This is a genomic window from Streptomyces sp. MGP-P1 (genome assembly GCF_057766565.1).
The window spans coordinates 84,009-107,321 of sequence record NZ_JBYMEM010000005.1 but is presented as its reverse complement, the minus strand read 5'-3'; the positions used below and the strand labels follow the sequence as shown (position 1 = coordinate 107,321).

Genomic DNA, 23,313 nt, shown 5'->3' with positions numbered 1-23,313 from the left:
CGAGAGAAGATTGAGCCTTATGGCCACCACTTCGCTTGACCTGGCCAAGGTCCGCAACATTGGGATCATGGCCCACATCGACGCGGGGAAGACGACCACCACTGAGCGGATCCTCTTCTACACCGGTGTGAGCTACAAGATCGGTGAAGTCCACGACGGCGCTGCCACGATGGACTGGATGGAGCAGGAGCAGGAGCGCGGCATCACGATTACGTCCGCCGCGACGACCTGCCACTGGCCGCTCAACGATGTTGACCACACCATCAACATCATCGACACCCCGGGTCACGTCGACTTCACCGTCGAGGTGGAGCGTTCGCTCCGCGTCCTCGACGGCGCCGTCACCGTGTTCGACGGTGTGGCCGGCGTCGAGCCGCAGTCCGAGACCGTCTGGCGTCAGGCGGACCGCTACGGCGTGCCGCGTATCTGCTTCGTCAACAAGCTCGACCGCACCGGTGCCGACTTCTTCCGTTGCGTCCAGATGATCGTGGACCGCCTCGGCGCGACCCCGATCGTCATGCAGCTCCCCATTGGCGCCGAAGCGGACTTCACCGGCGTCGTCGACCTCGTGTCGATGAAGGCCTTCGTGTACCCCGAAGAGGCCGCCAAGGGCGAGATGTACAACACCGTCGAGATCCCGGACAACCTCAAGGAGTCGGCCGCCGAATGGCGCGGCAAGCTCCTGGAGGCCGTGGCCGAGAACGACGACGACATGATGGAGCTGTACCTGGAGGGCACCGAGCCCACCCAGGAGCAGCTGCACGAGGCGATCCGCCGCATCACGCTGGCCTCGAAGGGCACCGCCGACTCCGTCACCGTCACCCCGGTGTTCTGTGGCACCGCGTTCAAGAACAAGGGCGTCCAGCCCCTGCTCGACGCGGTCGTGCGCTACCTGCCTTCCCCCCTGGACGTCGAGGCCATCGAGGGCCACGACGTGAAGGACCCGGAGAAGGTCATCCAGCGCAAGCCCTCGGACGACGAGCCGTTCTCCGGCCTGGCGTTCAAGATCGCGAGCGACCCGCACCTCGGCAAGCTCACCTTCGTCCGGATCTACTCCGGTCGCCTGGAGGCCGGCACCGCGGTGCTGAACTCCGTCAAGGGCAAGAAGGAGCGCATCGGCAAGATCTACCGCATGCACGCGAACAAGCGTGAGGAGATCGCATCGGTGGGCGCCGGCGACATCATCGCCGTCATGGGTCTCAAGCAGACCACCACCGGTGAGACGCTGTGCGACGACAAGAACCCGGTCATCCTGGAGTCCATGGACTTCCCGGCGCCGGTCATTCAGGTCGCCATCGAGCCGAAGTCCAAGGGTGACCAGGAGAAGCTGGGTGTCGCCATCCAGCGCCTCTCGGAGGAGGACCCCTCCTTCCAGGTGCACTCCGACGAGGAGACCGGCCAGACCATCATCGGTGGTATGGGCGAGCTTCACCTCGAGGTGCTCGTCGACCGCATGAAGCGCGAGTTCCGCGTCGAGGCGAACGTCGGCAAGCCCCAGGTCGCGTACCGCGAGACGATCCGCAAGGCCGTCGAGCGCATCGACTTCACCCACAAGAAGCAGACTGGTGGTACCGGCCAGTTCGCGAAGGTGCAGATCGCCCTCGAGCCCATCGAGGGTGGCGACGCCTCCTACGAGTTCGTCAACAAGGTCACCGGTGGCCGCATCCCCCGTGAGTACATCCCCTCGGTGGACGCGGGTGCCCAGGAAGCCATGCAGTTCGGCATCCTGGCCGGTTACGAGATGGTCGGCGTCCGCGTCACCCTTCTCGACGGTGGTTACCACGAGGTCGACTCCTCGGAGCTCGCCTTCAAGATCGCCGGTTCGCAGGCGTTCAAGGAGGGTGCCCGCAAGGCCTCTCCCGTGCTCCTCGAGCCGATGATGGCCGTCGAGGTCACCACGCCCGAGGACTACATGGGCGATGTCATCGGCGACCTCAACTCCCGCCGTGGCCAGATCCAGGCCATGGAGGAGCGCAGCGGCGCTCGCGTCGTGAAGGGCCTCGTGCCCCTCTCGGAGATGTTCGGCTACGTCGGAGACCTCCGCAGCAAGACCTCGGGTCGCGCAAGCTACTCGATGCAGTTCGACTCCTACGCCGAGGTTCCGCGGAACGTCGCCGAGGAGATCATCGCGAAGGCCAAGGGCGAGTAACTCTCCCGAGCTCACGCTTTAGGCTTGTCACCGGAGCCGGGCGGGCATTCCGCACAGCGCGTCAGCACTGTGCGGAATGCCCCCGGCGCCGGCACCCAGCAAAGATCACCTGGCGCCGATGAAGCAAGGCGTACAGAACCACTCAGGAGGACCCCAGTGGCGAAGGCAAAGTTCGAGCGGACTAAGCCGCACGTCAACATCGGCACCATCGGTCACATCGACCACGGTAAGACGACCCTCACGGCCGCCATTACCAAGGTGCTGCACGACGCGTACCCGGACCTGAACGAGGCCTCGGCCTTCGACCAGATCGACAAGGCTCCCGAAGAGCGCCAGCGCGGTATCACCATCTCCATCGCGCACGTCGAGTACCAGACGGAGTCGCGTCACTACGCGCACGTCGACTGCCCCGGTCACGCGGACTACATCAAGAACATGATCACGGGTGCGGCGCAGATGGACGGCGCCATCCTCGTGGTCGCGGCCACCGACGGCCCGATGCCGCAGACGAAGGAGCACGTCCTCCTGGCCCGCCAGGTCGGCGTCCCCTACATCGTCGTCGCCCTGAACAAGGCCGACATGGTGGACGACGAGGAGATCCTGGAGCTCGTCGAGCTCGAGGTCCGTGAGCTCCTCTCCGAGTACGAGTTCCCGGGCGACGACCTTCCGGTCGTCAAGGTCTCGGCGCTCAAGGCCCTTGAGGGCGACAAGGAGTGGGGCCAGACCGTCCTCGACCTGATGAAGGCCGTCGACGAGTCCATCCCGCAGCCCGAGCGTGACGTCGAGAAGCCGTTCCTCATGCCCATCGAGGACGTCTTCACGATCACCGGTCGCGGTACGGTCGTCACCGGCCGCATCGAGCGTGGTGTCCTGAAGGTCAACGAGACCGTCGACATCGTCGGTATCAAGACCGAGAAGACCACCACCACGGTCACCGGCATCGAGATGTTCCGCAAGCTGCTCGACGAGGGCCAGGCCGGTGAGAACGTCGGTCTGCTCCTCCGTGGCATCAAGCGCGAGGACGTCGAGCGCGGCCAGGTCATCATCAAGCCCGGCTCGGTCACGCCGCACACCGAGTTCCAGGCGCAGTCCTACATCCTGTCGAAGGACGAGGGTGGCCGTCACACCCCGTTCTTCAACAACTACCGCCCGCAGTTCTACTTCCGTACCACGGACGTGACGGGCGTTGTGACCCTTCCCGAGGGCACCGAGATGGTCATGCCGGGTGACAACACCCTCATGGACGTCTCGCTGATCCAGCCCGTCGCCATGGAAGAGGGCCTGAAGTTCGCCATCCGTGAGGGTGGCCGGACCGTGGGCGCCGGCCAGGTCACCAAGATCATCAAGTAGTTTCTGCTTGGTCCTTGGACCTGGTGGCTCACTGAGCTGCAAGAAGGGCCCCGCACCTCGAAAGAGGTGCGGGGCCCTTCGCCGTGTGCGGGGCCGCCGGGGTCAAGGGCCCGGGGCCCGGCCCCCCGTGCGCGAGGGGCGGTCCGCCGCCGACGTGGCCGGCACCGCGGCCGTCAGGGCGAACGCCCCGTCCTCGGACGCGGTGGTGAACGTTCCGCCCAGCGCGAGGACCTGAAGGTCACCGAGGACGCCACCGGCTCCACCGTCTCGCGCGTCCACACGCGCGACAGTGACGGAAGCACCGTCCTCATCGACCGGGTCGGCGAGTCCGTGCACGGGCAGGTCGCCGGTCACCAGGGCCGTTCCGGCCAGAGCTACCGCTACGACCGTGTGGGCCGGCTGGCCGGATCCGGCCACACCTACGACGCCGTTGGTCGCACCACCGCCCTGCCGGGCAGCACCGTCGACAACGCGCCGGCGCCGAGCTCGACTACTACGACAGCGACGGCGAGAACCCGCGCCGGATCGTGGAGGACACCGAAAACCCGGGCTTTCGTCCCCGGTGTCGGAGCGGTGGCCCGGGATGGGTGTAGGGCCCCGGTACCTCAGGGCGATGAGGTAAGGGGGCCCTACGGTTCACGGGGGGCGACGGGTCCGTCAGGTGTCCGCCGCCCCGGGTGGCCGGGTCGGTCAGACGCCCGCGATCGACTGGATCCAGGACCGGTACGCGGTGACGTTCGTGTACGCGGTGGTGGTCTGCCGGTCGCTGGTGGAGGCGACGCCGACCTGGATGCCGTTCGCCGTCATCGGGCCGCCGGAGTCGCCTCCGGCGGTGATGCCGTCGCCGCGGCGGGCGCAGATCGCCGAGCCGCCGTACGCGTCACCGCAGCCGCCGGTGACCGTCACGTTGGCGACCTTCAGGTAGCGGGACTGGCAGTTGGCCTCGGAGCCGCACTGGGAGGTGGCGCCCCAGCCCCAGACCTGCACGCCCTGCCCGACCCGCACCGAGCCGGGCTGGCCGAGGCGGGAGTAGGTGGCCTGCACCGAGCGGTCCAGCCGGACGAGGGCCAGGTCCGAGCTGTGGGTGTAGGTCTGGGCGCCGTTCGCGACCACACCGCCGCTGTGCTGGTCGAGGCTGCCGATGCGGAACGACAGGCCGCCGCCGGTGACGCAGTGCTTGGCGGTGAGGATCCAGGTCGGCGCGATGATCGTCGCCGAACAGGTCTCTCTGCCGTTCGAGAAGAGGCGGGCGGCCCAGGGCGCGTTCTGGGCGTAGCCGCCGCCGATGATCTGGGTGGTCGGGGGCGGGGAGTCCTGGAGCGGGGCCTCGGGGGCGGCCGAGGCGGACGGTGCGAAGAGGGCGAGGACACAGGCCGCTGCGGCGGCGGCAGCGGGCACGAGCCTGGATATACGCATGATTCCTCGTTTCGCGCGACACGCTGGGGTGTGCGTGTCCGTGGGGGATGGTGGGCAACAGGGTGCCGGAGCGCGACGAGGCCGGGGTACTAACGTTTGGGCATAACATCGCGTTATGGGGCGGGAGTTGGGCCGAAGGCCTCCGCTGCTAGGGACGCCACACCCAGGGCGCCGCGTCCGGCCCGAACCCCACGACGGCGGGCCGTCCGCCCGCCGCGCCGAGGTGGAGGGCGACACCGTCCAGGGCGACCGGCCCCCGGGACCGTACGGCGGTGCCCCCGGCGGTACGCAGCTGGATCCGGCCCGCCGCGGAACGGCCGAGCAGGACCGGGCCGCCCGGCGAGGCGGCGGCGGTCACCGGGCCGTACCCGCCGAAGCGGGGCGCGGGTGCGCGGTCGGCCCGCACGGCGACGAGCCGCTCCCGTGCGGCCGGCCGGTAGTACAGCTCCACGGACCCGTCGGGCGCGGGGAGTGCGCCGGGCGCGTGCGCGGGAACGGGGGAGTCGGTGAGCTGGGTGCGGGCGGTGACGTCCGTGTCCGGGGCGTCCTGGGTCCAGTGGTGCACGGCGTGGTGCCCGGCCGCGTACACGTGGACACGCCCAACCGTGTCCACGACCGCCGTCAGACCGTCCTGCACCTCGCCGCCGCCCAGGTCCCGCCACCCGCTCCAGCGTCCGGTGTCCGCGTCCCGGACCCGGGTGCTCAGCCCCTTCTCCGCGTTCCGTACGAAGAGGTGGACGCGGCCGTCGGGGGCGGCGACGGCGACGGGCACGCCGACGCGGCGGCCGTGGTCGCTGCCGGTGGCCGGGTTGCCGAGCCCCCGCCAGGCGCGGAAGGGGCCGCCCGGCGAGCGCTGCTCCAGCAGCACGATCTCGCGGTCGTTGTCCGAGCCGTGCCCGGCGAGCGCCGCGAACCGCAGCCCGAACAACAGGTGCCGTCCGTCCGCCGTCGCCGCCGAACCCAGCACCGGGGCGAGCGGACCGCCGCCGAGGTCGTCGGGCGCGTCCAGGACCCCGCTGCCGGGCGCGCTCTCCCGCCACCGGACGGCGCGCAGCCCCAGCACCCCGTAGACGGTGAGCCGGCCGTCCGTCCGGGAGGCGACCTGGGCCCGGGGGCCCGGGTAGCGGTGGTGGGTGGAGCGCACCCAGCCCTTCCGGTTGGCCAGCGGCCGGTCGCCGCCGATGTTGTAGTCGCCGCAGCCCGAGGGGTTGCCGCACTCCCAGTCGGGCGCGCCGCCGTACGGGACGAGGTGGGCGGCCTTGCGCTCCAGCACCTCCGGGGGCAGGTTCTTGGGCCAGTGGTGGTTGTAGTACCCCCGGAACGCCGCGACGACGAACCCGGGCACCGGCTCCCCGCGCCCCGTCGTCGCCGCCACCCAGCGGATCAGGGCCGCCCAGGCGAAGCAGCCGGCCGGGGTGTGGTCCGGGTGGTCGGAGTACCCGTGCTGTTCGCTGTCCCGGCGGCGCTCGTACTCGCTGCTGAACTGGAGGTCGGGGTCCGGGTCGAGGGTGTGCACGAGGGTCGGCCGGTACTCCTCCAGCAGCCCGACGAGGACATCGATCAGGGACTCGTACGTATACGAACCGGCCTTCTGCAAGGGGGAGTCGTCGGCGACGACGGTACGCAGCACGAGGCGCCGGTCCTCCCAGAGGCCGGGCAGTCCGAGGCGGCCGCGCCCGGTGTGCATCGCGGTGTTGAGGAAGACCAGCTCGACCCGGCGGGCCCCGTCGACCAGGACGTCCCGCTCGGCCCGGTGGCCGCCGCGCAGGGTGAGCACCGACCTCTGCCAGGGGGCGAAGCGGTCGAGCCCGAGCAGCTCGGCGTACGCCTGGCGCAGCCCCTGGTGGCGGGAGCAGACGTAGGCGGCGCGGTCGGGCTCCGGACGCGGGGCGCCCGGGACCTTGTTGAGGCCGTCGGCCTCGCCCGCGGTGAGGTAGACGCAGACCACGGGGGTCCCGGCGTCGAGGGCCTCACGGGTGTCCGGGTTCATGAAGTACAGGTCGTCGTCCGGGTGGGCCAGCAACTGCATGGCCAGCGCCCGCCGACCGCGCGCTATGGCCAGCCCCGGGGCCGGGTCCGGCACCGGACCGTGCCGCCGCGGAGCCGGTACGGCGCATCCGGCGGTGGCGGCGGTCGCGGTGGCCGCGAGGAGGAGGGTGCGCCGGGGCATCCGTATCCGGGACGTCACAGATCGATCCACCACGCCACGCACCCCGTCCGTCCCGCTTCCCCCGCAGCGGGCGAACGGCCGCCCTGTCCTGCGTACTACCGACACTCACATCAGGCCGCCTACCGGGTGGTCCGCGCCTGCGGAGGTGTAGACGGGCGAGCGAGCGGACAGGTTGCCCGGCGCGCGCGGACGGTCTGCCGACAGGGCCGGCACGTGCTCCTGCCCCTCCGAAGAAGTCGGGGTATTGCATCTTTTGGGTCGCCTGTCCCTGACAGGGGCTGAATGGCGGAAGGGTATGAATGTTACGCATTTTCCGTTGGTATCGGCTGTTTACTCTCCGGGTGGGAGAGGCTACGGTTGCCTCGTCCTGAATTGTTCGTTCGGGATTTCCATGTTTCAGGAGAGGGTAATTAAGGTGTCAGTGGTGAAGAAGCGCATCGTGGCGATGCTTTCTATCTGTGCGGCAGTTCTCGGGTTTTCATTCGTCTCAGCGCCTGCGGCGAGTGCTGCCGGTTACGGTTGCAGCGGTTCGCTCATTGCTACCTATCCCATCAAGAACGGATCGGCGACCTGGGGTAATCTTTACGTTTACTACGACTCCTCGAACGGCAACAACTGTGGCGCCGCAGTGAAGAACAGTGCTGGCTACGCCGGGACCGCCACGGCCACCTCCGTTTATGTGCAGCGATGCAATTCGACTACCCCGGGAGTGTGTAACGGAATCCTGGCAAGTGATGACGACAGCGGAAACTATAGCTCTTACGCGGGCCCCGCGTCGGTCTATGCTGCCGGTAAGTGCATTCAGGTGCAGGCGTCGATCTGGAACCCCGCGCACACATCCGTAGCCACTGTGGTGAAGTCCGGAGTGCATTGCGGATGATTTGAGGAATCGTCACGGCCCGTCGTTCCATCGGCGGGCCGTTTCTCTATTTCCGCTTCGCCCTGACCCATTGACTTTCTGGAGAGAGGGGCTGTCCCGTAATGATCTTTCGAGGGCGGCGTGACGCCCGGTCCCGCGGCTTTGCCGGGGCTCTGCTCAGGTGCTGCGCTGCTTCAGGGCCTTGCGGGGAAGTCAGGATGGTCGGTGTAGGGCGAGGCCAGGTCACGCAGGTCGTGGCACGGCCAGGGGTCGTGGGCGTGACGGGCCAGGATGCGCCGCTTGGCCTCGATCTCGCGCATGACGCGGGCCGGGTCGTGCAGAGCCACGTGCGAGCAATCGTGGGGTGGAAGCCAGTGAGGTCGACCTGGCAGAAGTCGACCGTGTGACCTTGGGCCGACCACTGCCCGCATCCGTCGCCGTCGCAGCGCCGAGCCAAGTCGGCCGACTCGTCCAGCCGCGCCTCGATGAACCTCACCAGTTCCTCAGCCATGTGGACATTTTCGATGCTGTGCCGGGCATCATGGAATGATCTTGTGGTGTCCGGTGTGATCGCGGCGTCGGAACCGTCCTGGCCGACTGCAAGGCGTGGGAAGAGTCCGGCGCGAAGGCCGCCCCGTCGGCAAGACCATGACGATCGCCGACGGCAGCTATCCGGGCATCGGGCTCGTGATGAGTTCCGGCAGGTCCGCGAGGGCCCCGGCACCGCCGGATGCGCGCCTGCGTTTGAGCACTCGCTCGCTCGGGGTAGGATTCCCGACTCGATTGGCCAGGCCCGCGCCCCGTATGGCACACTGACCAGGTTGCTCGGTTGAGTGTCAATGCTGCGCGCCTCCCGCCGGGAGGACCGGAAGCGAGTCCCACAGTACTCGTCGGCCCCCAGGGCCGGACGTACGGGAATCTTTCGGGAAGCAACGCAGGGCGCCGGCCAGGCACCCGGTGGGTGTTCCGCCCCCGGTTCCGCGGTCTAGGGTCCGCACCCCCTTGGTTGGGATCTCCTTCGGGAGATTTTCGTAGAGGGGATGCGACACGCCCGACCGCGTGGGTCGGAGGGGGAGTCCAGAGAACCCCCGGGTTCCAGAGCGTTACGAGAGACAGGACTACTAGTAGCCATGGCGGGACAGAAGATCCGCATCCGGCTCAAGGCCTACGACCACGAGGTCATCGACTCCTCGGCGAAGAAGATCGTCGAGACGGTGACCCGCACTGGTGCGTCGGTCGCGGGCCCGGTGCCGCTGCCCACTGAGAAGAACGTGTACTGCGTCATCAAGTCGCCGCACAAGTACAAGGACTCTCGCGAGCACTTCGAGATGCGCACCCACAAGCGCCTCATCGACATTCTCGACCCCACGCCGAAGACGGTTGACTCGCTGATGCGCCTCGACCTTCCGGCGGGCGTCGACATCGAGATCAAGCTCTGAGGGGACGGGCCGAGATGAGCAAGAACATCAAGGGCGTCCTGGGCGAGAAGCTCGGCATGACCCAGGTCTGGGACGAGAACAACCGGGTCGTCCCGGTGACCGTCGTCAAGGCCGGGCCGTGCGTCGTGACGCAGGTTCGCACCAACGACAGCGACGGCTACGAAGCGGTCCAGATCGCCTTCGGCGAGATCGACCCGCGCAAGGTGAACAAGCCCCTCAAGGGTCACTTCGCCAAGGCCGACGTCACCCCGCGCCGCCACCTGGTGGAGCTCCGCACCCCTGACGCCAGCGAGTACACGCTGGGCCAGGAGGTCACTGCCGAGGTGTTCGAGTCCGGCGTCAAGGTCGACGTCACGGGCAAGAGCAAGGGCAAGGGCTTCGCCGGTGTCATGAAGCGTCACAACTTCAAGGGCCTCGGCGCCGGCCACGGCGTCCAGCGCAAGCACCGTTCCCCCGGTTCCATCGGTGGCTGCGCCACCCCTGGGCGTGTCTTCAAGGGCATGCGCATGGCGGGCCGTATGGGTAACGAGCGCGTCACCACCCAGAACCTGACCATCCACGCGGTTGACGCGGAGAAGGGTCTGCTCCTCATCAAGGGCGCGGTCCCCGGTCCGAACGGCGGCCTCGTCCTGGTCCGTACCGCGGCCAAGGGGGCTTGAGGTAATGAGCACCATTGACATCCTTTCGCCGGCAGGCGACAAGGCCGGTACCGTCGACCTCCCCGCGGAGATCTTCGACGCCAAGACCAGCGTTCCGCTGATCCACCAGGTCGTTGTCGCTCAGCTGGCAGCTGCCCGTCAGGGCACGCACAAGACCAAGCGCCGCGGCGAAGTCCGCGGTGGTGGCAAGAAGCCTTACCGCCAGAAGGGCACCGGCCGCGCCCGTCAGGGTTCGACCCGCGCCCCGCAGTTCGCCGGTGGTGGCGTCGTCCACGGCCCGCAGCCGCGTGACTACTCGCAGCGGACCCCGAAGAAGATGAAGGCCGCCGCCCTGCGCGGTGCCCTCTCGGACCGGGCCCGTCACTCCCGTATCCACGTCGTCACCGGCGTGGTCGAGGGTGCCGCCTCCACGAAGGCCGCCAAGACGCTGCTCGGCAAGATCTCGGAGCGCCAGAACCTGCTCCTGGTCGTCGACCGCGCCGACGAGGCCGCGTGGCTGTCCGCACGCAACCTGCCCCAGGTGCACATCCTGGAGCCGGGCCAGCTGAACACGTACGACGTGATCGTCTCTGACGACGTGGTCTTCACCCAGGCCGCTTTCGAGTCCTTCGTGTCTGGCCCCCAGACCGCTGAGACCGAAGGGAGCGACGCCTGATGAGCGAGGCGACCGTTACCAGCAAGACGTACTCGGACCCGCGTGACGTTCTCGTCAAGCCCGTGGTCTCCGAGAAGAGCTACGCGTTGCTCGACGAGAACAAGTACACGTTCATCGTCGCGCCCGGCTCCAACAAGACCCAGATCAAGCAGGCTGTGGAAGCGGTCTTCTCGGTCAAGGTCACCGGGGTCAACACGATCAACCGGCAGGGTAAGCGCAAGCGCACCAAGACCGGTTTCGGCAAGCGCTCCGACACGAAGCGCGCCATCGTGACCCTCGCTGAGGGCGACCGAATCGACATCTTCGGCGGCCCGACCTCCTAGCGGAGGTCGAGTCGTCCGGAATCGGACGAGGACTGAGAAATGGGTATCCGCAAGTACAAGCCGACGACCCCGGGCCGTCGTGGCTCCAGCGTCGCCGACTTTGTCGAGATCACGCGGTCCACGCCGGAGAAGTCGCTGGTCCGCCCCCTGCACAGCAAGGGCGGCCGTAACAACACCGGCCGGATCACCGTTCGCCACCAGGGTGGCGGACACAAGCGCGCCTACCGCGTGATCGACTTCCGTCGTCACGACAAGGACGGCGTGCCGGCCAAGGTCGCGCACATCGAGTACGACCCGAACCGCACCGCGCGCATCGCGCTGCTCCACTACGCGGACGGCGAGAAGCGTTACATCGTCGCCCCGCGTGGCCTGGCGCAGGGTGACCGCGTCGAGAACGGTCCGGCCGCAGACATCAAGCCGGGCAACAACCTGGCGCTGCGCAACATCCCGGTCGGTACGACCATCCACGCCATCGAGCTGCGGCCCGGCGGCGGCGCGAAGTTCGCCCGTTCCGCGGGTGCCTCCGTGCAGCTGCTGGCGAAGGAGGGCACCATGGCCCACCTTCGTATGCCGTCCGGTGAGATCCGGCTGGTCGACGCCCGCTGCCGCGCCACCATTGGTGAGGTCGGCAACGCCGAGCAGTCGAACATCAACTGGGGCAAGGCCGGTCGCATGCGCTGGAAGGGCGTTCGCCCGTCCGTCCGCGGTGTTGCGATGAACCCGGTCGACCACCCGCACGGTGGTGGTGAAGGCAAGACCTCCGGTGGACGTCACCCGGTCTCGCCGTGGGGTCAGAAGGAGGGTCGTACTCGCTCGCCGAAGAAGGCTTCGAGCAAGTACATCGTCCGCCGCCGCAAGACGAACAAGAAGCGCTAGGAGCGGGTTTAGATGCCGCGCAGTCTCAAGAAGGGGCCCTTCGTCGACGGCCACCTCGTCAAGAAGGTGGACGTCCAGAACGAAGCTGGCACCAAGAACGTCATCAAGACCTGGTCCCGTCGCTCGATGATCATCCCGGCCATGCTGGGGCACACCATCGCGGTGCACAACGGCAAGATCCACGTCCCGGTGTTCGTCACCGAGTCGATGGTCGGCCACAAGCTCGGCGAGTTCTCGCCGACTCGCACCTTCCGCGGCCACGTCAAGGACGACCGGAAGTCGAAGCGCCGCTAGCGCGGGGTGGAAACGACTATGACTCACACCGAAGGGACAACCATGGAAGCCAGGGCCCAGGCGCGGTACATCCGCGTCACGCCCATGAAGGCCCGCCGAGTGGTGGACCTCATCCGTGGCATGGATGCCACGGAGGCTCAGGCGGTCCTGCGTTTCGCCCCGCAGGCCGCGAGCGTGCCGGTTGGCAAGGTGCTGGACAGCGCCATCGCCAACGCTGCACACAACTACGACCACCCCGACGCCTCTTCGCTGGTCATCAGCGAGGCGTACGTGGACGAGGGCCCGACCCTGAAGCGGTTCCGTCCGCGTGCTCAGGGCCGTGCCTACCGGATCCGTAAGCGGACCAGCCACATCACCGTGGTCGTCAGCAGCAAGGAAGGAACCCGGTAATGGGCCAGAAGGTAAACCCGCACGGGTTCCGGCTCGGCATCACCACGGACTTCAAGTCCCGCTGGTACGCCGACAAGCTGTACAAGGACTACGTCAAGGAAGACGTCGCCATTCGTCGCATGATGACGAAGGGCATGGAGCGGGCCGGCATCTCGAAGGTCGAGATCGAGCGCACCCGCGACCGCGTCCGCGTTGACATCCACACCGCCCGTCCGGGCATCGTCATCGGTCGCCGCGGCGCCGAGGCCGATCGCATCCGCGGCGAGCTGGAGAAGCTGACCGGCAAGCAGGTCCAGCTGAACATCCTCGAGGTCAAGAACCCCGAGGTGGACGCTCAGCTGGTGGCCCAGGCCGTCGCCGAGCAGCTCTCCTCCCGCGTCTCCTTCCGTCGTGCCATGCGCAAGAGCATGCAGAGCTCGATGAAGGCCGGCGCCAAGGGCATCAAGATCCAGTGCGGCGGTCGCCTCGGCGGCGCCGAGATGTCCCGCTCGGAGTTCTACCGCGAGGGCCGCGTGCCCCTGCACACCCTCCGGGCCAACGTGGACTACGGCTTCTTCGAGGCCAAGACGACCTTCGGCCGCATCGGCGTGAAGGTCTGGATCTACAAGGGCGACGTCAAGAACATCGCCGAGGTTCGCGCCGAGAACGCCGCGGCCCGCGCCGGCAACCGTCCGGCTCGTGGCGGCACCGACCGCCCGGCCGGCCGTGGTGGCGGCCGTGGTGGCGAGCGTGGCGGTCGCGGCCGTAAGCCGCAGCAGTCGCCGGCAGCCGAGGCCCCCAAGGCCGACGCCCCCGCCGCCGCTGCTCCGGCTGCTGAGAGCACCGGAACGGAGGCCTGACCGAAATGCTGATCCCCCGTAGGGTCAAGCACCGCAAGCAGCACCACCCGAAGCGCAACGGTATGTCCAAGGGTGGCACGCAGGTTGCGTTCGGCGAGTACGGCATCCAGGCGCTGACCCCGGCGTACGTGACGAACCGTCAGATCGAGTCCGCTCGTATCGCGATGACCCGTCACATCAAGCGTGGCGGCAAGGTCTGGATCAACATCTACCCGGACCGTCCCCTGACGAAGAAGCCTGCCGAGACCCGCATGGGTTCCGGTAAGGGTTCTCCCGAGTGGTGGATCGCGAACGTCAAGCCGGGTCGGGTGATGTTCGAGCTGTCCTACCCGAACGAGAAGATTGCTCGTGAGGCGCTCACCCGCGCTGCTCACAAGCTTCCGATGAAGTGCCGGATCGTTCGGCGCGAGGCAGGTGAGTCGTGATGTCGGCCGGTACCAAGGCGTCCGAGCTGCGCGAGCTGGGCGACGAGGAGCTCCTCAACAAGCTCCGCGAAGCCAAGGAAGAGCTGTTCAACCTCCGCTTCCAGGCGGCGACGGGCCAGCTCGAGAACCACGGTCGGCTCAAGTCCGTCCGTAAGGACATCGCCCGGATCTACACCCTGATGCGTGAGCGCGAGCTGGGCATCGAGACGGTGGAGAGCGCCTGATGAGCGAGAAGACTGTGACTGAGACGAACACCGACCGCGGTTTCCGCAAGACCCGTGAGGGTCTGGTCGTCAGCGACAAGATGGACAAGACCGTCGTCGTCGCTGTCGAGGACCGCGTGAAGCACGCGCTGTACGGCAAGGTCATCCGCCGTACGAACAAGCTCAAGGCCCACGACGAGCAGAACAGTGCCGGCGTCGGCGACCGCGTCATCATCATGGAGACGCGTCCGCTGTCCGCCTCGAAGCGCTGGCGCATCGTCGAGATCCTCGAGAAGGCCAAGTAATTCCTGAGGGATTCTCCCCTCAGGTCAGTTCCGCCAGGCTCGGTGGGGTGCCTCTCCCGTAACGGAGAGGCACCCGCCGGGAACCGGCAGACGATCAGGAGATAGACGTGATCCAGCAGGAGTCGCGACTGCGCGTCGCCGACAACACGGGTGCGAAGGAAATTCTCACCATTCGTGTTCTCGGTGGCTCGGGTCGCCGCTACGCGGGTATCGGTGACGTCATCGTCGCCACCGTCAAGGACGCGATCCCCGGTGGCAACGTGAAGAAGGGTGACGTCGTCAAGGCCGTCATCGTTCGCACCGTCAAGGAGCGTCGTCGTCAGGATGGCTCGTACATCCGCTTCGACGAGAACGCCGCCGTCATTCTGAAGAACGACGGCGACCCCCGCGGCACCCGCATCTTCGGCCCGGTGGGCCGGGAGCTGCGCGAGAAGAAGTTCATGAAGATCATCTCGCTCGCGCCGGAGGTGCTGTAAGCATGAAGATCAAGAAGGGCGACCTGGTTCAGGTCATCACCGGTAAGGACAAGGGCAAGCAGGGCAAGGTCATCGTGGCCTATCCCACGCAGGACCGCGTCCTCGTCGAGGGTGTCAACCGGGTCAAGAAGCACACCAAGGCCGGTCAGACGGCTCGCGGTTCGCAGACGGGTGGCATTGTCACCACCGAGGCCCCGATCCACATCAGCAACGTGCAGCTGGTCGTGGAGAAGGACGGCAACAAGGTTGTCACCCGCGTCGGCTACCGCTTTGACGACGAGGGCAACAAGATCCGCGTTGCCAAGCGGACCGGTGAGGACATCTGATGACTGCCACCACTGCGCCGCGTCTCAAGACGCGCTACCGCGAGGAAATCGCCGGCAAGCTGCGTGAGGAGTTCTCGTACGAGAACGTCATGCAGGTTCCCGGTCTGGTCAAGATCGTGGTCAACATGGGTGTGGGCGACGCCGCCCGCGACTCCAAGCTGATCGACGGTGCCGTCAAGGACCTCACCACGATCACCGGCCAGAAGCCGGCCGTCACGAAGGCCCGCAAGTCCATCGCGCAGTTCAAGCTGCGCGAGGGCCAGCCGATCGGCTGCCACGTCACCCTCCGTGGTGACCGGATGTGGGAGTTCCTGGACCGTACGCTGTCGCTCGCGCTTCCGCGTATCCGTGACTTCCGTGGCCTGTCGCCGAAGCAGTTCGACGGCCGTGGCAACTACACCTTCGGTCTCACGGAGCAGGTCATGTTCCACGAGATCGACCAGGACAAGATCGACCGGGTCCGGGGCATGGACATCACCGTGGTCACCACGGCGACCAACGACGACGAGGGTCGTGCCCTCCTTCGTCACCTCGGCTTCCCGTTCAAGGAGAACTGACCGTGGCGAAGAAGGCTCTGATCGCTAAGGCCGCCCGTAAGCCGAAGTTCGGCGTGCGCGGGTACACCCGCTGCCAGCGCTGCGGCCGGCCCCACTCCGTCTACCGCAAGTTCGGCCTGTGCCGCGTGTGCCTTCGTGAGATGGCCCACCGTGGCGAGCTGCCGGGCGTGACCAAGAGCTCCTGGTAACTCCCCTCTGCCCTCGGGCAAAGGGAAGTTCCGGAGACTCTCGGTAAGCATCTGGGTCGGCAGGAGCCCGTCCTTTCATGCCGTAGGCTTGAAGGGTTGGGCGCCTGCCGCCCAAGACCGACTTACTACGCCGTAGGTCCCCGCACCGCACCCGTCCCGCCACTGAGTGGGGAGAGGGATGGCGCATACAGGAAACCCCGGCGAGAGAGGCCGAAGGCCAACTCATGACCATGACTGATCCCATCGCAGACATGCTCACGCGTCTGCGTAACGCGAACTCGGCATATCACGACGATGTCTCGATGCCGCACAGCAAGATCAAGTCGCACATCGCGGAGATCCTCCAGCAGGAGGGCTTCATCACCGGCTGGAAGGTCGAGGACGCCGAGGTCGGCAAGAACCTCGTCCTCGAGCTGAAGTTCGGCCCGAACCGCGAGCGCTCGATCGCCGGCATCAAGCGGATTTCGAAGCCGGGTCTGCGTGTATACGCAAAGTCCACCAACCTGCCGAAGGTTCTCGGCGGCCTGGGCGTGGCGATCATCTCCACGTCCCACGGTCTCCTGACCGGCCAGCAGGCAGGCAAGAAGGGCGTAGGTGGGGAAGTCCTCGCCTACGTCTGGTAGTCGGGAAAGGAAGGAAAGCTCATGTCGCGAATCGGCAAGCTCCCCATCCAGGTTCCCGCCGGTGTGGACGTCACCATCGATGGCCGTACGGTCGCCGTGAAGGGCCCCAAGGGTTCCCTCACGCACACCGTCGCCGCGCCGATCGAGGTCTCCAAGGGTGAGGACGGCGTGCTCAACGTCTCCCGCCCGAACGACGAGCGTCAGAACAAGGCCCTCCACGGCCTGTCCCGCACGCTGGTGGCGAACATGATCACCGGCGTGACCGCGGGTTACTCCAAGGCGCTCGAGATCAGCGGTGTCGGTTACCGCGTCCAGGCGAAGGGCTCCAACCTGGAGTTCGCCCTGGGCTACAGCCACCCGATCCTCATCGAGGCTCCGGATGGCATCACCTTCAAGGTCGAGTCGCCCACGAAGCTCAGCGTCGAGGGCATCGACAAGCAGAAGGTCGGCGAGGTAGCCGCCAACATCCGCAAGCTGCGGAAGCCCGACCCGTACAAGGCCAAGGGCGTCAAGTACGCGGGCGAGGTCATCCGCCGCAAGGTCGGAAAGGCTGGTAAGTAGCCATGGCATACGGTGTGAAGATCGCCAAGGGCGACGCGTACAAGCGTGCCGCTCTCAAGCGCCGCCACATCCGCGTCCGCAAGCACATCTCCGGTTCGCCGGAGCGTCCTCGCTTGGTCGTGACGCGTTCCAACCGCCACATCGTGGCCCAGGTCATCGACGACATCGCGGGCCACACGCTCGCGTCGGCGTCGACCCTGGACACCTCGATCCGTGGCGGCGAGGGTGACAAGAGCGCCCAGGCCCAGCAGGTCGGCGCCCTGGTCGCCGAGCGTGCCAAGGCCGCAGGCGTCGAGGCCGTCGTGTTCGACCGCGGTGGTAACCAGTACGCCGGGCGGATTGCCGCTCTGGCTGACGCCGCCCGTGAAGCCGGGCTGAAGTTCTAAGCCCCGGTTCCTACGCACAGCGTCCGTAACAGAGAGAGGTAATTCCAATGGCTGGACCCCAGCGCCGCGGAAGCGGTGCCGGTGGCGGCGAGCGGCGGGACCGGAAGGGCCGTGACGGTGGCGCCAGCGCCGCCGAGAAGACCGCGTACGTCGAGCGCGTCGTCGCGATCAACCGCGTCGCCAAGGTTGTGAAGGGTGGTCGTCGCTTCAGCTTCACCGCGCTGGTCGTGGTGGGCGATGGTGACGGCACCGTCGGTGTCGGATACGGCAAGGCCAAGGAAGTTCCCGCGGCCATCGCCAAGGGTGTCGAAGAGGCCAAGAAGAACTTCTTCAAGGTCCCGCGCATCCAGGGCACCATCCCTCACCCGATCACGGGCGAGAAGGCCGCGGGCGTCGTCCTGCTCAAGCCGGCGTCCCCCGGTACCGGCGTTATCGCCGGTGGCCCGGTGCGCGCCGTGCTCGAGTGCGCCGGCGTTCACGACATCCTGTCGAAGTCGCTTGGCTCGTCCAACGCGATCAACATCGTGCACGCGACCGTGGCGGCCCTCCAGGGCCTGCAGCGTCCCGAGGAGATCGCGGCCCGCCGCGGTCTGCCCCTCGAGGACGTCGCCCCCGCGGCTCTGCTTCGTGCACGTGCGGGAGCGGGTGCGTAATGGCTCGCCTCAAGATCACGCAGACGAAGTCGTACATCGGCAGCAAGCAGAACCACCGCGACACCCTGCGTTCGCTCGGGCTCAAGCGCCTGAACGACTCGGTTGTCAAGGAGGACCGCCCCGAGTTCCGCGGAATGGTTCACACCGTCCGCCACCTCGTGACGGTTGAGGAGGTTGACTGACATGGCGGAGAACAGCCCGCTGAAGGCCCACAACCTCCGGCCTGCCCCGGGCGCCAAGACCGCCAAGACCCGTGTGGGTCGTGGTGAGGCGTCCAAGGGTAAGACCGCAGGCCGTGGTACCAAGGGTACGAAGGCTCGTTACCAGGTTCCGGAGCGCTTCGAGGGTGGCCAGATGCCCCTCCACATGCGTCTCCCGAAGCTCAAGGGCTTCAAGAACCCGTTCCGCACGGAGTACCAGGTCGTGAACCTGGACAAGCTCGCGACGCTCTACCCCGAGGGTGGAGAGGTCACGGTGGCCGACCTGGTCGCCAAGGGCGCTGTGCGCAACAACCACCTCGTCAAGGTCCTCGGACAGGGCGAGATCTCCGTGGCACTGCAGGTTTCGGTTGACGCCGTCTCCGGCTCCGCCAAGGAGAAGATCACCGCCGCCGGCGGTACGGTCACCGAGCTCGTCTGAGCCGCGGGACAGAACTGAGCCTGGCCGACCGCCTCTTCGGAGGTGGCCGGCCAGGCTTTTCTGCGTTTGTGCCGCTGTACGGGAACCGTAAAGGCTCGGGAAAGGTTGAACGGGTGTCCACCGCACCGGCGGTGGGGGAGCGGAGGGGCGTTCACGTCCCAAATGGTGCGGCTTGGCCGGTCTTTCGCGGCGCGGGCCGGGAAGCGGACCGTACACCGGTGTGCGGCGCGTGTTTCCCGCTCAGTCCTGGGCCGGGTAGGGTGGCGCCGTTAATCTTTTGTGGCCTCCTTACGATGTAGGGCTGCCTTGTACCCGATCCCATCCAGTCCCATCCAGACCCGTCGCCTCTGACGCATAGCGCGGGGGTCGCAGGAGGCACCGTGTTCACCGCGTTCGCCCGAGCGTTCAAGACGCCCGACCTGCGCAAGAAGCTGCTCTTCACGCTCGGCATCATCGTGATCTATCGGCTCGGGGCGCACGTCCCGGCCCCTGGAGTCGACTACTCGAAGGTGCAGCAGTGCATCGACCAGGCCGACTCGGGTGGCCTCCTCGGTCTGATGCAGATGTTCAGCGGTGGCGCCCTGCTGCAGATCACCATCTTCGCGCTCGGCATCATGCCGTACATCACGGCGAGCATCATTCTCCAGCTGCTGACCGTCGTGATCCCGCGCCTGGAAGCCCTGAAGAAGGAGGGGCAGTCCGGCACGGCGAAGATCACGCAGTACACGCGTTATCTGACGGTCGCGCTGGCCATCCTCCAGGGCACCGGCCTGGTCGCCACCGCCCGTAGCGGTGCGCTCTTCCAGAACTGTTCCGTGGGCAGCCAGATCGTCGCGGACAAGTCGATCTTCACCACGATCATCATGGTCCTCACGATGACCGCCGGTACGGCCGCCGTCATGTGGCTCGGTGAGCTGATCACCGACCGCGGCATCGGCAACGGCATGTCGATCCTCATGTTCATCTCGATCGCGGCCACGTTCCCCGGCGCCCTGTGGGCCATCAAGGAGAGCGGCAAGCTGGCCGACGGCTGGATCGAGTTCGGCACGGTCATCCTCATCGGCTTCGTGATGGTCGGCCTCGTCGTCTTCGTCGAGCAGGCCCAGCGCCGCATTCCGGTGCAGTACGCGAAGCGCATGATCGGACGCCGGTCCTACGGCGGTACGTCCACGTACATCCCGCTGAAGGTGAACCAGGCGGGTGTGATTCCGGTCATCTTCGCCTCGTCGCTGCTCTACATCCCGGCGCTGATCGTCCAGTTCTCGAACTCGCAGGCCGGCTGGGCGACCTGGATCACGGACAACTTCGTGACCGGTGACCACCCGTACTACATCGCGACGTACTTCGTACTCATCGTGTTCTTCGCCTTCTTCTATGTGGCCATTTCGTTCAACCCCGACGAAGTCGCGGACAACATGAAGAAGTATGGTGGCTTCATCCCGGGTATCCGGGCAGGTCGACCTACTGCCGAGTATCTGAGCTACGTGCTCAACAGGATCACTTGGCCGGGCTCGCTGTATCTGGGCCTGATCGCTCTGGTGCCGACGATGGCGTTGGCAGGCTTCGGCGGGGCTAACCAGAACTTCCCCTTCGGCGGGACGAGCATCCTCATCATCGTGGGTGTGGGTCTGGAAACCGTGAAGCAGATCGAGAGTCAGCTCCAGCAGCGCAATTACGAAGGGTTCCTCCGCTGATGCGAATCGTCCTCGTCGGGCCTCCGGGTGCCGGCAAGGGAACGCAGGCTGCGTACCTTGCTCAGAACCTCTCGATTCCGCACATCGCCACGGGCGACCTCTTCCGCGCCAACATCAGCCAGGGCACCGACCTTGGCAAGCAGGCCCGCGCCTACATGGACGAAGGCCAGCTGGTGCCGGACGAGGTCACCATCGGGATGGCCAAGGACCGTATGGCCCAGTCGGACGCCGTCGACGGCTTCCTGCTGGACGGCTTCCCGCGGAACGTCGGACAGGCCGAAGCCCTTGACGTGATGCTCAAGGACGAGGGCGTAAAGCTGGACGCGGTCCTCGATCTCGAGGTCCCCGAGGACGAGGTCGTGAAGCGGATCGCGGGTCGCCGCGTCTGCCGCAACGACAGCGCGCACGTCTTCCACCTGACGTACAACCCGCCGAAGACCCAGGGCGTCTGCGACGCCTGCGGCGGCGAGCTGTACCAGCGGGACGACGACAGCGAGGAGACGGTCCGTACCCGGCTCGAGGTCTACCACACGCAGACCGAGCCGATCATCGACTACTACCGGGCCCAGGGCCTCGTGGTGACCATCTCCGCGCTGGGCAAGGTCGCGGACGTGACCGCCCGCGCCATGGAGGCGCTGAAGACCTCCGAAGAGGGCTGAGCGTCCACCACCGCACCACCCGTAGTGCAAGCCGGCCGCGGCGCCTGAGGGCGCCGCGGCCGACTGCTTGCCCCCGTATCGTTGAACACGCCGAGCCGTACCCGTCACCGTCGATGCAGAGAGGCGCCGAGCAATGGTGCAGATCAAGACCCCCGAGCAGATCGCGAAGATGCGCGAGGCGGGCCTGGTGGTCGCTGCCATTCACGCCGCCACCCGTGAGGCCGCCGTGCCCGGGGCGACCACGCACGACCTGGACCAGGTCGCCCGCAAGGTGATCGCCGACCACGGCGCCAAGTCGAACTTCCTCGGTTACGGCGGGTTCCCCGCGACCATCTGCACCTCGGTCAACGAGGTCGTCGTCCACGGGATCCCGGACCAGAAGACGGTCCTGAAGGACGGCGACATCATCTCGATCGACGCCGGCGCGATCGTCGACGGCTGGCACGGAGACGCGGCCTACACCGCCTTCGTGGGCACCGGTCACGCTCCGGAGCTGATCGAGCTCTCCCGGGTGACCGAGGAGTCCATGTGGGCCGGGATCGCCGCGATGAAGGTGAACAACCGCCTCGTCGACGTCTCCCGGGCGATCGAGTCCTACATCCGCCGCCAGCCCCGCCCTGCGACCGGCAAGTACGGGATCATCGAGGACTTCGGCGGCCATGGCATCGGCACCGAGATGCACATGGACCCGCACCTGCTGAACTACGTCTCCCGCAAGCGCGGCAAGGGCATCAAGCTGGTCCCGGGCGTGTGCCTGGCGATCGAGCCCATGGTCTCGCTCGGCACGGCACGGACGGAGACCCTGAGCGACGACTGGACGGTCATCACGACGGACGGCACCTGGTCCTCGCACTGGGAGCACTCCATCGCGCTCACCGAGCAGGGCCCGCTGGTCCTGACCGCCCCGGACTGCGGCAGGGCGAAGCTCGCGGAGTACGGCGTGGAAGCGGCTCCCGACCCTCTCGGGTGACATGACCTCCCGGGGAGGTCTAACGATCACCCCGGCTGGGCAAACTTGACGGATTCGTCTTTTGGAGTCCGCTGACGTAGACTGACTCGTCGGCTCTCGTGCATCAGTGTGCCCGCATATCAGCACACCGATAAGCAAGAGCCGATCAAGGTAGCCGATTCGAAAGGCGAAGCGTGGCCAAGAAGCAAGGTGCCATCGAGATTGAGGGCACCGTGATCGAGTCCCTCCCGAACGCAATGTTCAAGGTGGAGCTCCAGAACGGTCACAAGGTCCTGGCGCACATCAGCGGCAAGATGCGGATGCACTACATCCGCATCCTCCCGGATGACCGGGTCGTGGTGGAGCTCTCTCCGTACGACCTGACGCGTGGCCGGATCGTCTACCGCTACAAGTAGATCTTGCCGGCATCCCGTTTCGGCGGGTGGTGGCACTGACCCGGAGAACCTGACATCCCATGAAGGTCAAGCCGAGCGTCAAGAAGATCTGCGACAAGTGCAAGGTGATCCGCCGTCACGGTCGGGTCATGGTCATCTGCGACAACCTGCGCCACAAGCAGCGCCAGGGCTGACGCACGACCGCCTGCATCTCGCAGTTCTTCGCGCGACGCACGTAATACGTACATACGCAGAGCCCGTCCAAGCCACGGCTGACGACACCTCCGGCGGGGGCCGGGGACCCGGACGTACCATCGCTCCACGAGAGCGGTCGGCGGTCGGGAGTGGCACTGCGGAAGACCCCCGATCTAACAACTGGAGCCATTGAATGGCACGCGTTTCAGGTGTTGACATCCCGCGCGAAAAGCGCGTGGAGGTTGCCCTCACCTACGTCTTCGGTATCGGGCGCACCCGGTCCAAGGAGATCCTCGCCTCCACCGGCGTGAACCCGGACGCCCGCGTCCGCGACCTTGCCGAGGAAGACCTCGTCAAGATCCGCGAGTACGTGGACGCCAACCTCCGCACCGAGGGTGACCTCCGCCGCGAGGTCCAGGGCGACATTCGCCGCAAGATCGAGATCGGCTGCTACCAGGGCATTCGTCACCGCCGTGGTCTGCCGGTCCACGGTCAGCGCACCAGCACGAACGCGCGTACCCGCAAGGGCCCGCGTCGCGCCATCGCCGGTAAGAAGAAGCCGGGCAAGAAGTAGTCCTCAGCGGACGCACTGCGGACCTCCGGTTCTCCGGAACCCGCAGCAACCAGCGGTCTTCGCTGTAGGACCGATCACCTCCCCTC

The 23,313-nt window shown here is 66.9% G+C and carries 35 protein-coding genes and 1 pseudogene; 32 read left to right on the top strand and 4 right to left on the bottom strand.

The window, feature by feature from the left end; all coding sequences use genetic code 11:
- Positions 1–19 precede the first annotated feature (19 nt).
- Together fusA and tuf are read left to right on the top strand one after the other, a co-directional pair.
- Positions 20–2,149 (top strand): elongation factor G, encoded by a 2,130-nt coding sequence (gene fusA, locus AC3CH1_RS09725; protein WP_215105403.1) that lies wholly within the window; start codon positions 20–22, stop codon positions 2,147–2,149.
- 156 nt (positions 2,150–2,305) lie between these two features.
- A complete protein-coding gene (gene tuf / locus AC3CH1_RS09720) occupies positions 2,306–3,499 on the top strand; it encodes an elongation factor Tu (protein ID WP_007445914.1) in 1,194 nt (397 codons plus the stop codon).
- 102 nt (positions 3,500–3,601) lie between these two features.
- On the opposite strand, the gene AC3CH1_RS09715 is transcribed toward tuf, so the two are convergent.
- The 3 genes from AC3CH1_RS09715 to AC3CH1_RS09705 all read right to left on the bottom strand — a co-directional run bounded on the left by AC3CH1_RS09715 (position 3,602) and on the right by AC3CH1_RS09705 (position 7,085).
- Complete coding sequence (locus tag AC3CH1_RS09715) at positions 3,602–3,916, bottom strand: hypothetical protein (protein ID WP_488462530.1); 315 nt, start codon at positions 3,914–3,916, stop codon at positions 3,602–3,604.
- A gap of 273 nt (positions 3,917–4,189) precedes the next feature.
- Positions 4,190–4,915, bottom strand: a complete 726-nt coding sequence (locus AC3CH1_RS09710; RefSeq protein WP_488462529.1) for a S1 family peptidase — start codon at positions 4,913–4,915, stop codon at positions 4,190–4,192.
- A gap of 148 nt (positions 4,916–5,063) precedes the next feature.
- Positions 5,064–7,085, bottom strand: coding sequence for a PIG-L family deacetylase (locus AC3CH1_RS09705; RefSeq protein ID WP_488463457.1), 2,022 nt, complete (start codon positions 7,083–7,085; stop codon positions 5,064–5,066).
- A 424-nt stretch (positions 7,086–7,509) separates the two neighbouring features.
- Here AC3CH1_RS09705 and AC3CH1_RS09700 point away from each other — a divergent pair, with 424 nt between their 5' ends.
- The gene (locus AC3CH1_RS09700) at positions 7,510–7,965 is read left to right on the top strand and encodes a hypothetical protein (protein ID WP_488462528.1); all 456 of its coding nucleotides are present in this window, start codon (positions 7,510–7,512) and stop codon (positions 7,963–7,965) included.
- Positions 7,966–8,138: 173 nt separating this feature from the next.
- Here the strand turns inward: AC3CH1_RS09700 and AC3CH1_RS09695 are convergent, their stop codons facing one another.
- Positions 8,139–8,375 (bottom strand): DUF6221 family protein, encoded by a 237-nt coding sequence (locus tag AC3CH1_RS09695; RefSeq protein WP_488462527.1) that lies wholly within the window; start codon positions 8,373–8,375, stop codon positions 8,139–8,141.
- Between AC3CH1_RS09695 and AC3CH1_RS09690 the strand changes: the two genes are divergently transcribed.
- The 29 genes and pseudogenes from AC3CH1_RS09690 (at position 8,309) to rpsM (ending at position 23,227) form a co-directional block, all read left to right on the top strand.
- A complete protein-coding gene (locus AC3CH1_RS09690) occupies positions 8,309–8,494 on the top strand; it encodes a hypothetical protein (protein WP_488463519.1) in 186 nt (61 codons plus the stop codon). The genes AC3CH1_RS09695 and AC3CH1_RS09690 overlap by 67 nt on opposite strands.
- 45 nt (positions 8,495–8,539) lie before the next feature.
- A pseudogene (locus tag AC3CH1_RS09685) lies at positions 8,540–8,676 on the top strand (IS5/IS1182 family transposase); the annotation flags it as partial.
- A 398-nt stretch (positions 8,677–9,074) separates the two neighbouring features.
- On the top strand, positions 9,075–9,383 hold the full coding sequence (gene rpsJ / locus AC3CH1_RS09680; protein ID WP_003948644.1) for a 30S ribosomal protein S10: 309 nt from the start codon (positions 9,075–9,077) through the stop codon (positions 9,381–9,383).
- Positions 9,384–9,397: 14 nt separating this feature from the next.
- Positions 9,398–10,042, top strand: coding sequence for a 50S ribosomal protein L3 (rplC, locus tag AC3CH1_RS09675; RefSeq protein WP_015610723.1), 645 nt, complete (start codon positions 9,398–9,400; stop codon positions 10,040–10,042).
- A 4-nt stretch (positions 10,043–10,046) separates the two neighbouring features.
- Positions 10,047–10,697, top strand: coding sequence for a 50S ribosomal protein L4 (gene rplD / locus AC3CH1_RS09670; RefSeq protein WP_003966959.1), 651 nt, complete (start codon positions 10,047–10,049; stop codon positions 10,695–10,697).
- On the top strand, positions 10,697–11,020 hold the full coding sequence (rplW, locus tag AC3CH1_RS09665; RefSeq protein ID WP_007446738.1) for a 50S ribosomal protein L23: 324 nt from the start codon (positions 10,697–10,699) through the stop codon (positions 11,018–11,020). Before rplD ends, rplW begins: the two co-directional genes overlap by 1 nt.
- Positions 11,021–11,059: 39 nt before the next feature.
- The gene (gene rplB / locus AC3CH1_RS09660) at positions 11,060–11,896 is read left to right on the top strand and encodes a 50S ribosomal protein L2 (protein WP_015610725.1); all 837 of its coding nucleotides are present in this window, start codon (positions 11,060–11,062) and stop codon (positions 11,894–11,896) included.
- A gap of 12 nt (positions 11,897–11,908) precedes the next feature.
- The gene (gene rpsS, locus AC3CH1_RS09655; RefSeq protein ID WP_015610726.1) at positions 11,909–12,190 is read left to right on the top strand and encodes a 30S ribosomal protein S19; all 282 of its coding nucleotides are present in this window, start codon (positions 11,909–11,911) and stop codon (positions 12,188–12,190) included.
- Between the two features lie 42 nt (positions 12,191–12,232).
- Positions 12,233–12,580: a 50S ribosomal protein L22 gene (rplV, locus tag AC3CH1_RS09650; RefSeq protein ID WP_026290933.1), complete on the top strand. Its 348-nt coding sequence runs from the start codon at positions 12,233–12,235 to the stop codon at positions 12,578–12,580.
- Entirely contained in the window at positions 12,580–13,419 is an 840-nt protein-coding gene (gene rpsC, locus AC3CH1_RS09645) for a 30S ribosomal protein S3 (protein WP_018510593.1), read from the top strand. Before rplV ends, rpsC begins: the two co-directional genes overlap by 1 nt.
- A gap of 5 nt (positions 13,420–13,424) precedes the next feature.
- A complete protein-coding gene (gene rplP, locus AC3CH1_RS09640; RefSeq protein ID WP_488462526.1) occupies positions 13,425–13,844 on the top strand; it encodes a 50S ribosomal protein L16 in 420 nt (139 codons plus the stop codon).
- On the top strand, positions 13,844–14,068 hold the full coding sequence (gene rpmC, locus AC3CH1_RS09635) for a 50S ribosomal protein L29 (protein WP_003966952.1): 225 nt from the start codon (positions 13,844–13,846) through the stop codon (positions 14,066–14,068). Before rplP ends, rpmC begins: the two co-directional genes overlap by 1 nt.
- Positions 14,068–14,352, top strand: a complete 285-nt coding sequence (rpsQ, locus tag AC3CH1_RS09630; protein ID WP_018960204.1) for a 30S ribosomal protein S17 — start codon at positions 14,068–14,070, stop codon at positions 14,350–14,352. The genes rpmC and rpsQ overlap by 1 nt, the downstream gene beginning before the upstream one ends.
- Positions 14,353–14,459: 107 nt before the next feature.
- On the top strand, positions 14,460–14,828 hold the full coding sequence (gene rplN, locus AC3CH1_RS09625; RefSeq protein WP_003966950.1) for a 50S ribosomal protein L14: 369 nt from the start codon (positions 14,460–14,462) through the stop codon (positions 14,826–14,828).
- Positions 14,829–14,830: 2 nt separating this feature from the next.
- Entirely contained in the window at positions 14,831–15,154 is a 324-nt protein-coding gene (gene rplX / locus AC3CH1_RS09620; RefSeq protein WP_018960205.1) for a 50S ribosomal protein L24, read from the top strand.
- On the top strand, positions 15,154–15,711 hold the full coding sequence (gene rplE, locus AC3CH1_RS09615) for a 50S ribosomal protein L5 (protein ID WP_003966948.1): 558 nt from the start codon (positions 15,154–15,156) through the stop codon (positions 15,709–15,711). Before rplX ends, rplE begins: the two co-directional genes overlap by 1 nt.
- Positions 15,712–15,713: 2 nt before the next feature.
- A complete protein-coding gene (locus tag AC3CH1_RS09610; protein WP_003948630.1) occupies positions 15,714–15,899 on the top strand; it encodes a type Z 30S ribosomal protein S14 in 186 nt (61 codons plus the stop codon).
- Positions 15,900–16,123: 224 nt separating this feature from the next.
- The gene (gene rpsH, locus AC3CH1_RS09605; protein ID WP_007446728.1) at positions 16,124–16,522 is read left to right on the top strand and encodes a 30S ribosomal protein S8; all 399 of its coding nucleotides are present in this window, start codon (positions 16,124–16,126) and stop codon (positions 16,520–16,522) included.
- A gap of 21 nt (positions 16,523–16,543) precedes the next feature.
- The gene (gene rplF, locus AC3CH1_RS09600) at positions 16,544–17,083 is read left to right on the top strand and encodes a 50S ribosomal protein L6 (RefSeq protein WP_018960206.1); all 540 of its coding nucleotides are present in this window, start codon (positions 16,544–16,546) and stop codon (positions 17,081–17,083) included.
- Positions 17,084–17,085: 2 nt separating this feature from the next.
- Positions 17,086–17,469: a 50S ribosomal protein L18 gene (gene rplR, locus AC3CH1_RS09595; RefSeq protein WP_015610732.1), complete on the top strand. Its 384-nt coding sequence runs from the start codon at positions 17,086–17,088 to the stop codon at positions 17,467–17,469.
- 47 nt (positions 17,470–17,516) lie between these two features.
- Entirely contained in the window at positions 17,517–18,122 is a 606-nt protein-coding gene (gene rpsE, locus AC3CH1_RS09590) for a 30S ribosomal protein S5 (protein ID WP_003966944.1), read from the top strand.
- The gene (gene rpmD / locus AC3CH1_RS09585; protein WP_003966943.1) at positions 18,122–18,304 is read left to right on the top strand and encodes a 50S ribosomal protein L30; all 183 of its coding nucleotides are present in this window, start codon (positions 18,122–18,124) and stop codon (positions 18,302–18,304) included. Before rpsE ends, rpmD begins: the two co-directional genes overlap by 1 nt.
- Before the next feature lies 1 nt (position 18,305).
- Entirely contained in the window at positions 18,306–18,761 is a 456-nt protein-coding gene (rplO, locus tag AC3CH1_RS09580) for a 50S ribosomal protein L15 (RefSeq protein ID WP_003966942.1), read from the top strand.
- Positions 18,762–19,141: 380 nt separating this feature from the next.
- A complete protein-coding gene (gene secY, locus AC3CH1_RS09575; RefSeq protein WP_361873354.1) occupies positions 19,142–20,455 on the top strand; it encodes a preprotein translocase subunit SecY in 1,314 nt (437 codons plus the stop codon).
- Entirely contained in the window at positions 20,455–21,114 is a 660-nt protein-coding gene (locus AC3CH1_RS09570; protein WP_488462525.1) for an adenylate kinase, read from the top strand. Before secY ends, AC3CH1_RS09570 begins: the two co-directional genes overlap by 1 nt.
- Positions 21,115–21,247: 133 nt before the next feature.
- Entirely contained in the window at positions 21,248–22,084 is an 837-nt protein-coding gene (gene map / locus AC3CH1_RS09565; RefSeq protein WP_488462524.1) for a type I methionyl aminopeptidase, read from the top strand.
- Between the two features lie 173 nt (positions 22,085–22,257).
- Positions 22,258–22,479: a translation initiation factor IF-1 gene (gene infA, locus AC3CH1_RS09560; RefSeq protein ID WP_003956442.1), complete on the top strand. Its 222-nt coding sequence runs from the start codon at positions 22,258–22,260 to the stop codon at positions 22,477–22,479.
- A 59-nt stretch (positions 22,480–22,538) separates the two neighbouring features.
- Entirely contained in the window at positions 22,539–22,652 is a 114-nt protein-coding gene (gene rpmJ / locus AC3CH1_RS09555) for a 50S ribosomal protein L36 (RefSeq protein ID WP_003956441.1), read from the top strand.
- Between the two features lie 194 nt (positions 22,653–22,846).
- Complete coding sequence (gene rpsM, locus AC3CH1_RS09550; protein WP_007446719.1) at positions 22,847–23,227, top strand: 30S ribosomal protein S13; 381 nt, start codon at positions 22,847–22,849, stop codon at positions 23,225–23,227.
- The last annotated feature ends 86 nt before the right edge of the window (positions 23,228–23,313 follow it).

Bases quoted from the DNA above. Each gene is read 5' to 3' on its own strand.
- rpsM (WP_007446719.1), top strand. From the start codon at position 22,847: ATGGCACGCGTTTCAGGTGTTGACATCCCGCGCGAAAAGCGCGTGGAG.
- rplP (WP_488462526.1), top strand. From the start codon at position 13,425: ATGCTGATCCCCCGTAGGGTCAAGCACCGCAAGCAGCACCACCCGAAG.
- rplX (WP_018960205.1), top strand. From the start codon at position 14,831: ATGAAGATCAAGAAGGGCGACCTGGTTCAGGTCATCACCGGTAAGGAC.
- rpsS (WP_015610726.1), top strand. From the start codon at position 11,909: ATGCCGCGCAGTCTCAAGAAGGGGCCCTTCGTCGACGGCCACCTCGTC.
- rplO (WP_003966942.1), top strand. From the start codon at position 18,306: ATGGCGGAGAACAGCCCGCTGAAGGCCCACAACCTCCGGCCTGCCCCG.
- rplF (WP_018960206.1), top strand. From the start codon at position 16,544: ATGTCGCGAATCGGCAAGCTCCCCATCCAGGTTCCCGCCGGTGTGGAC.
- rplW (WP_007446738.1), top strand. From the start codon at position 10,697: ATGAGCGAGGCGACCGTTACCAGCAAGACGTACTCGGACCCGCGTGAC.
- rplC (WP_015610723.1), top strand. From the start codon at position 9,398: ATGAGCAAGAACATCAAGGGCGTCCTGGGCGAGAAGCTCGGCATGACC.
- rpmD (WP_003966943.1), top strand. From the start codon at position 18,122: ATGGCTCGCCTCAAGATCACGCAGACGAAGTCGTACATCGGCAGCAAG.
- AC3CH1_RS09695 (WP_488462527.1), bottom strand. From the start codon at position 8,375: ATGCGGGCAGTGGTCGGCCCAAGGTCACACGGTCGACTTCTGCCAGGT.
- rpmC (WP_003966952.1), top strand. From the start codon at position 13,844: ATGTCGGCCGGTACCAAGGCGTCCGAGCTGCGCGAGCTGGGCGACGAG.
- AC3CH1_RS09570 (WP_488462525.1), top strand. From the start codon at position 20,455: ATGCGAATCGTCCTCGTCGGGCCTCCGGGTGCCGGCAAGGGAACGCAG.
- rplR (WP_015610732.1), top strand. From the start codon at position 17,086: ATGGCATACGGTGTGAAGATCGCCAAGGGCGACGCGTACAAGCGTGCC.
- rpsE (WP_003966944.1), top strand. From the start codon at position 17,517: ATGGCTGGACCCCAGCGCCGCGGAAGCGGTGCCGGTGGCGGCGAGCGG.
- rpsC (WP_018510593.1), top strand. From the start codon at position 12,580: ATGGGCCAGAAGGTAAACCCGCACGGGTTCCGGCTCGGCATCACCACG.
- fusA (WP_215105403.1), top strand. From the start codon at position 20: ATGGCCACCACTTCGCTTGACCTGGCCAAGGTCCGCAACATTGGGATC.
- rpsH (WP_007446728.1), top strand. From the start codon at position 16,124: ATGACCATGACTGATCCCATCGCAGACATGCTCACGCGTCTGCGTAAC.
- rpmJ (WP_003956441.1), top strand. From the start codon at position 22,539: ATGAAGGTCAAGCCGAGCGTCAAGAAGATCTGCGACAAGTGCAAGGTG.
- rplD (WP_003966959.1), top strand. From the start codon at position 10,047: ATGAGCACCATTGACATCCTTTCGCCGGCAGGCGACAAGGCCGGTACC.
- AC3CH1_RS09710 (WP_488462529.1), bottom strand. From the start codon at position 4,915: ATGCGTATATCCAGGCTCGTGCCCGCTGCCGCCGCCGCAGCGGCCTGT.
- rpsJ (WP_003948644.1), top strand. From the start codon at position 9,075: ATGGCGGGACAGAAGATCCGCATCCGGCTCAAGGCCTACGACCACGAG.
- rpsQ (WP_018960204.1), top strand. From the start codon at position 14,068: ATGAGCGAGAAGACTGTGACTGAGACGAACACCGACCGCGGTTTCCGC.
- AC3CH1_RS09705 (WP_488463457.1), bottom strand. From the start codon at position 7,085: ATGCCCCGGCGCACCCTCCTCCTCGCGGCCACCGCGACCGCCGCCACC.
- rplB (WP_015610725.1), top strand. From the start codon at position 11,060: ATGGGTATCCGCAAGTACAAGCCGACGACCCCGGGCCGTCGTGGCTCC.
- rplV (WP_026290933.1), top strand. From the start codon at position 12,233: ATGGAAGCCAGGGCCCAGGCGCGGTACATCCGCGTCACGCCCATGAAG.
- rplE (WP_003966948.1), top strand. From the start codon at position 15,154: ATGACTGCCACCACTGCGCCGCGTCTCAAGACGCGCTACCGCGAGGAA.
- map (WP_488462524.1), top strand. From the start codon at position 21,248: ATGGTGCAGATCAAGACCCCCGAGCAGATCGCGAAGATGCGCGAGGCG.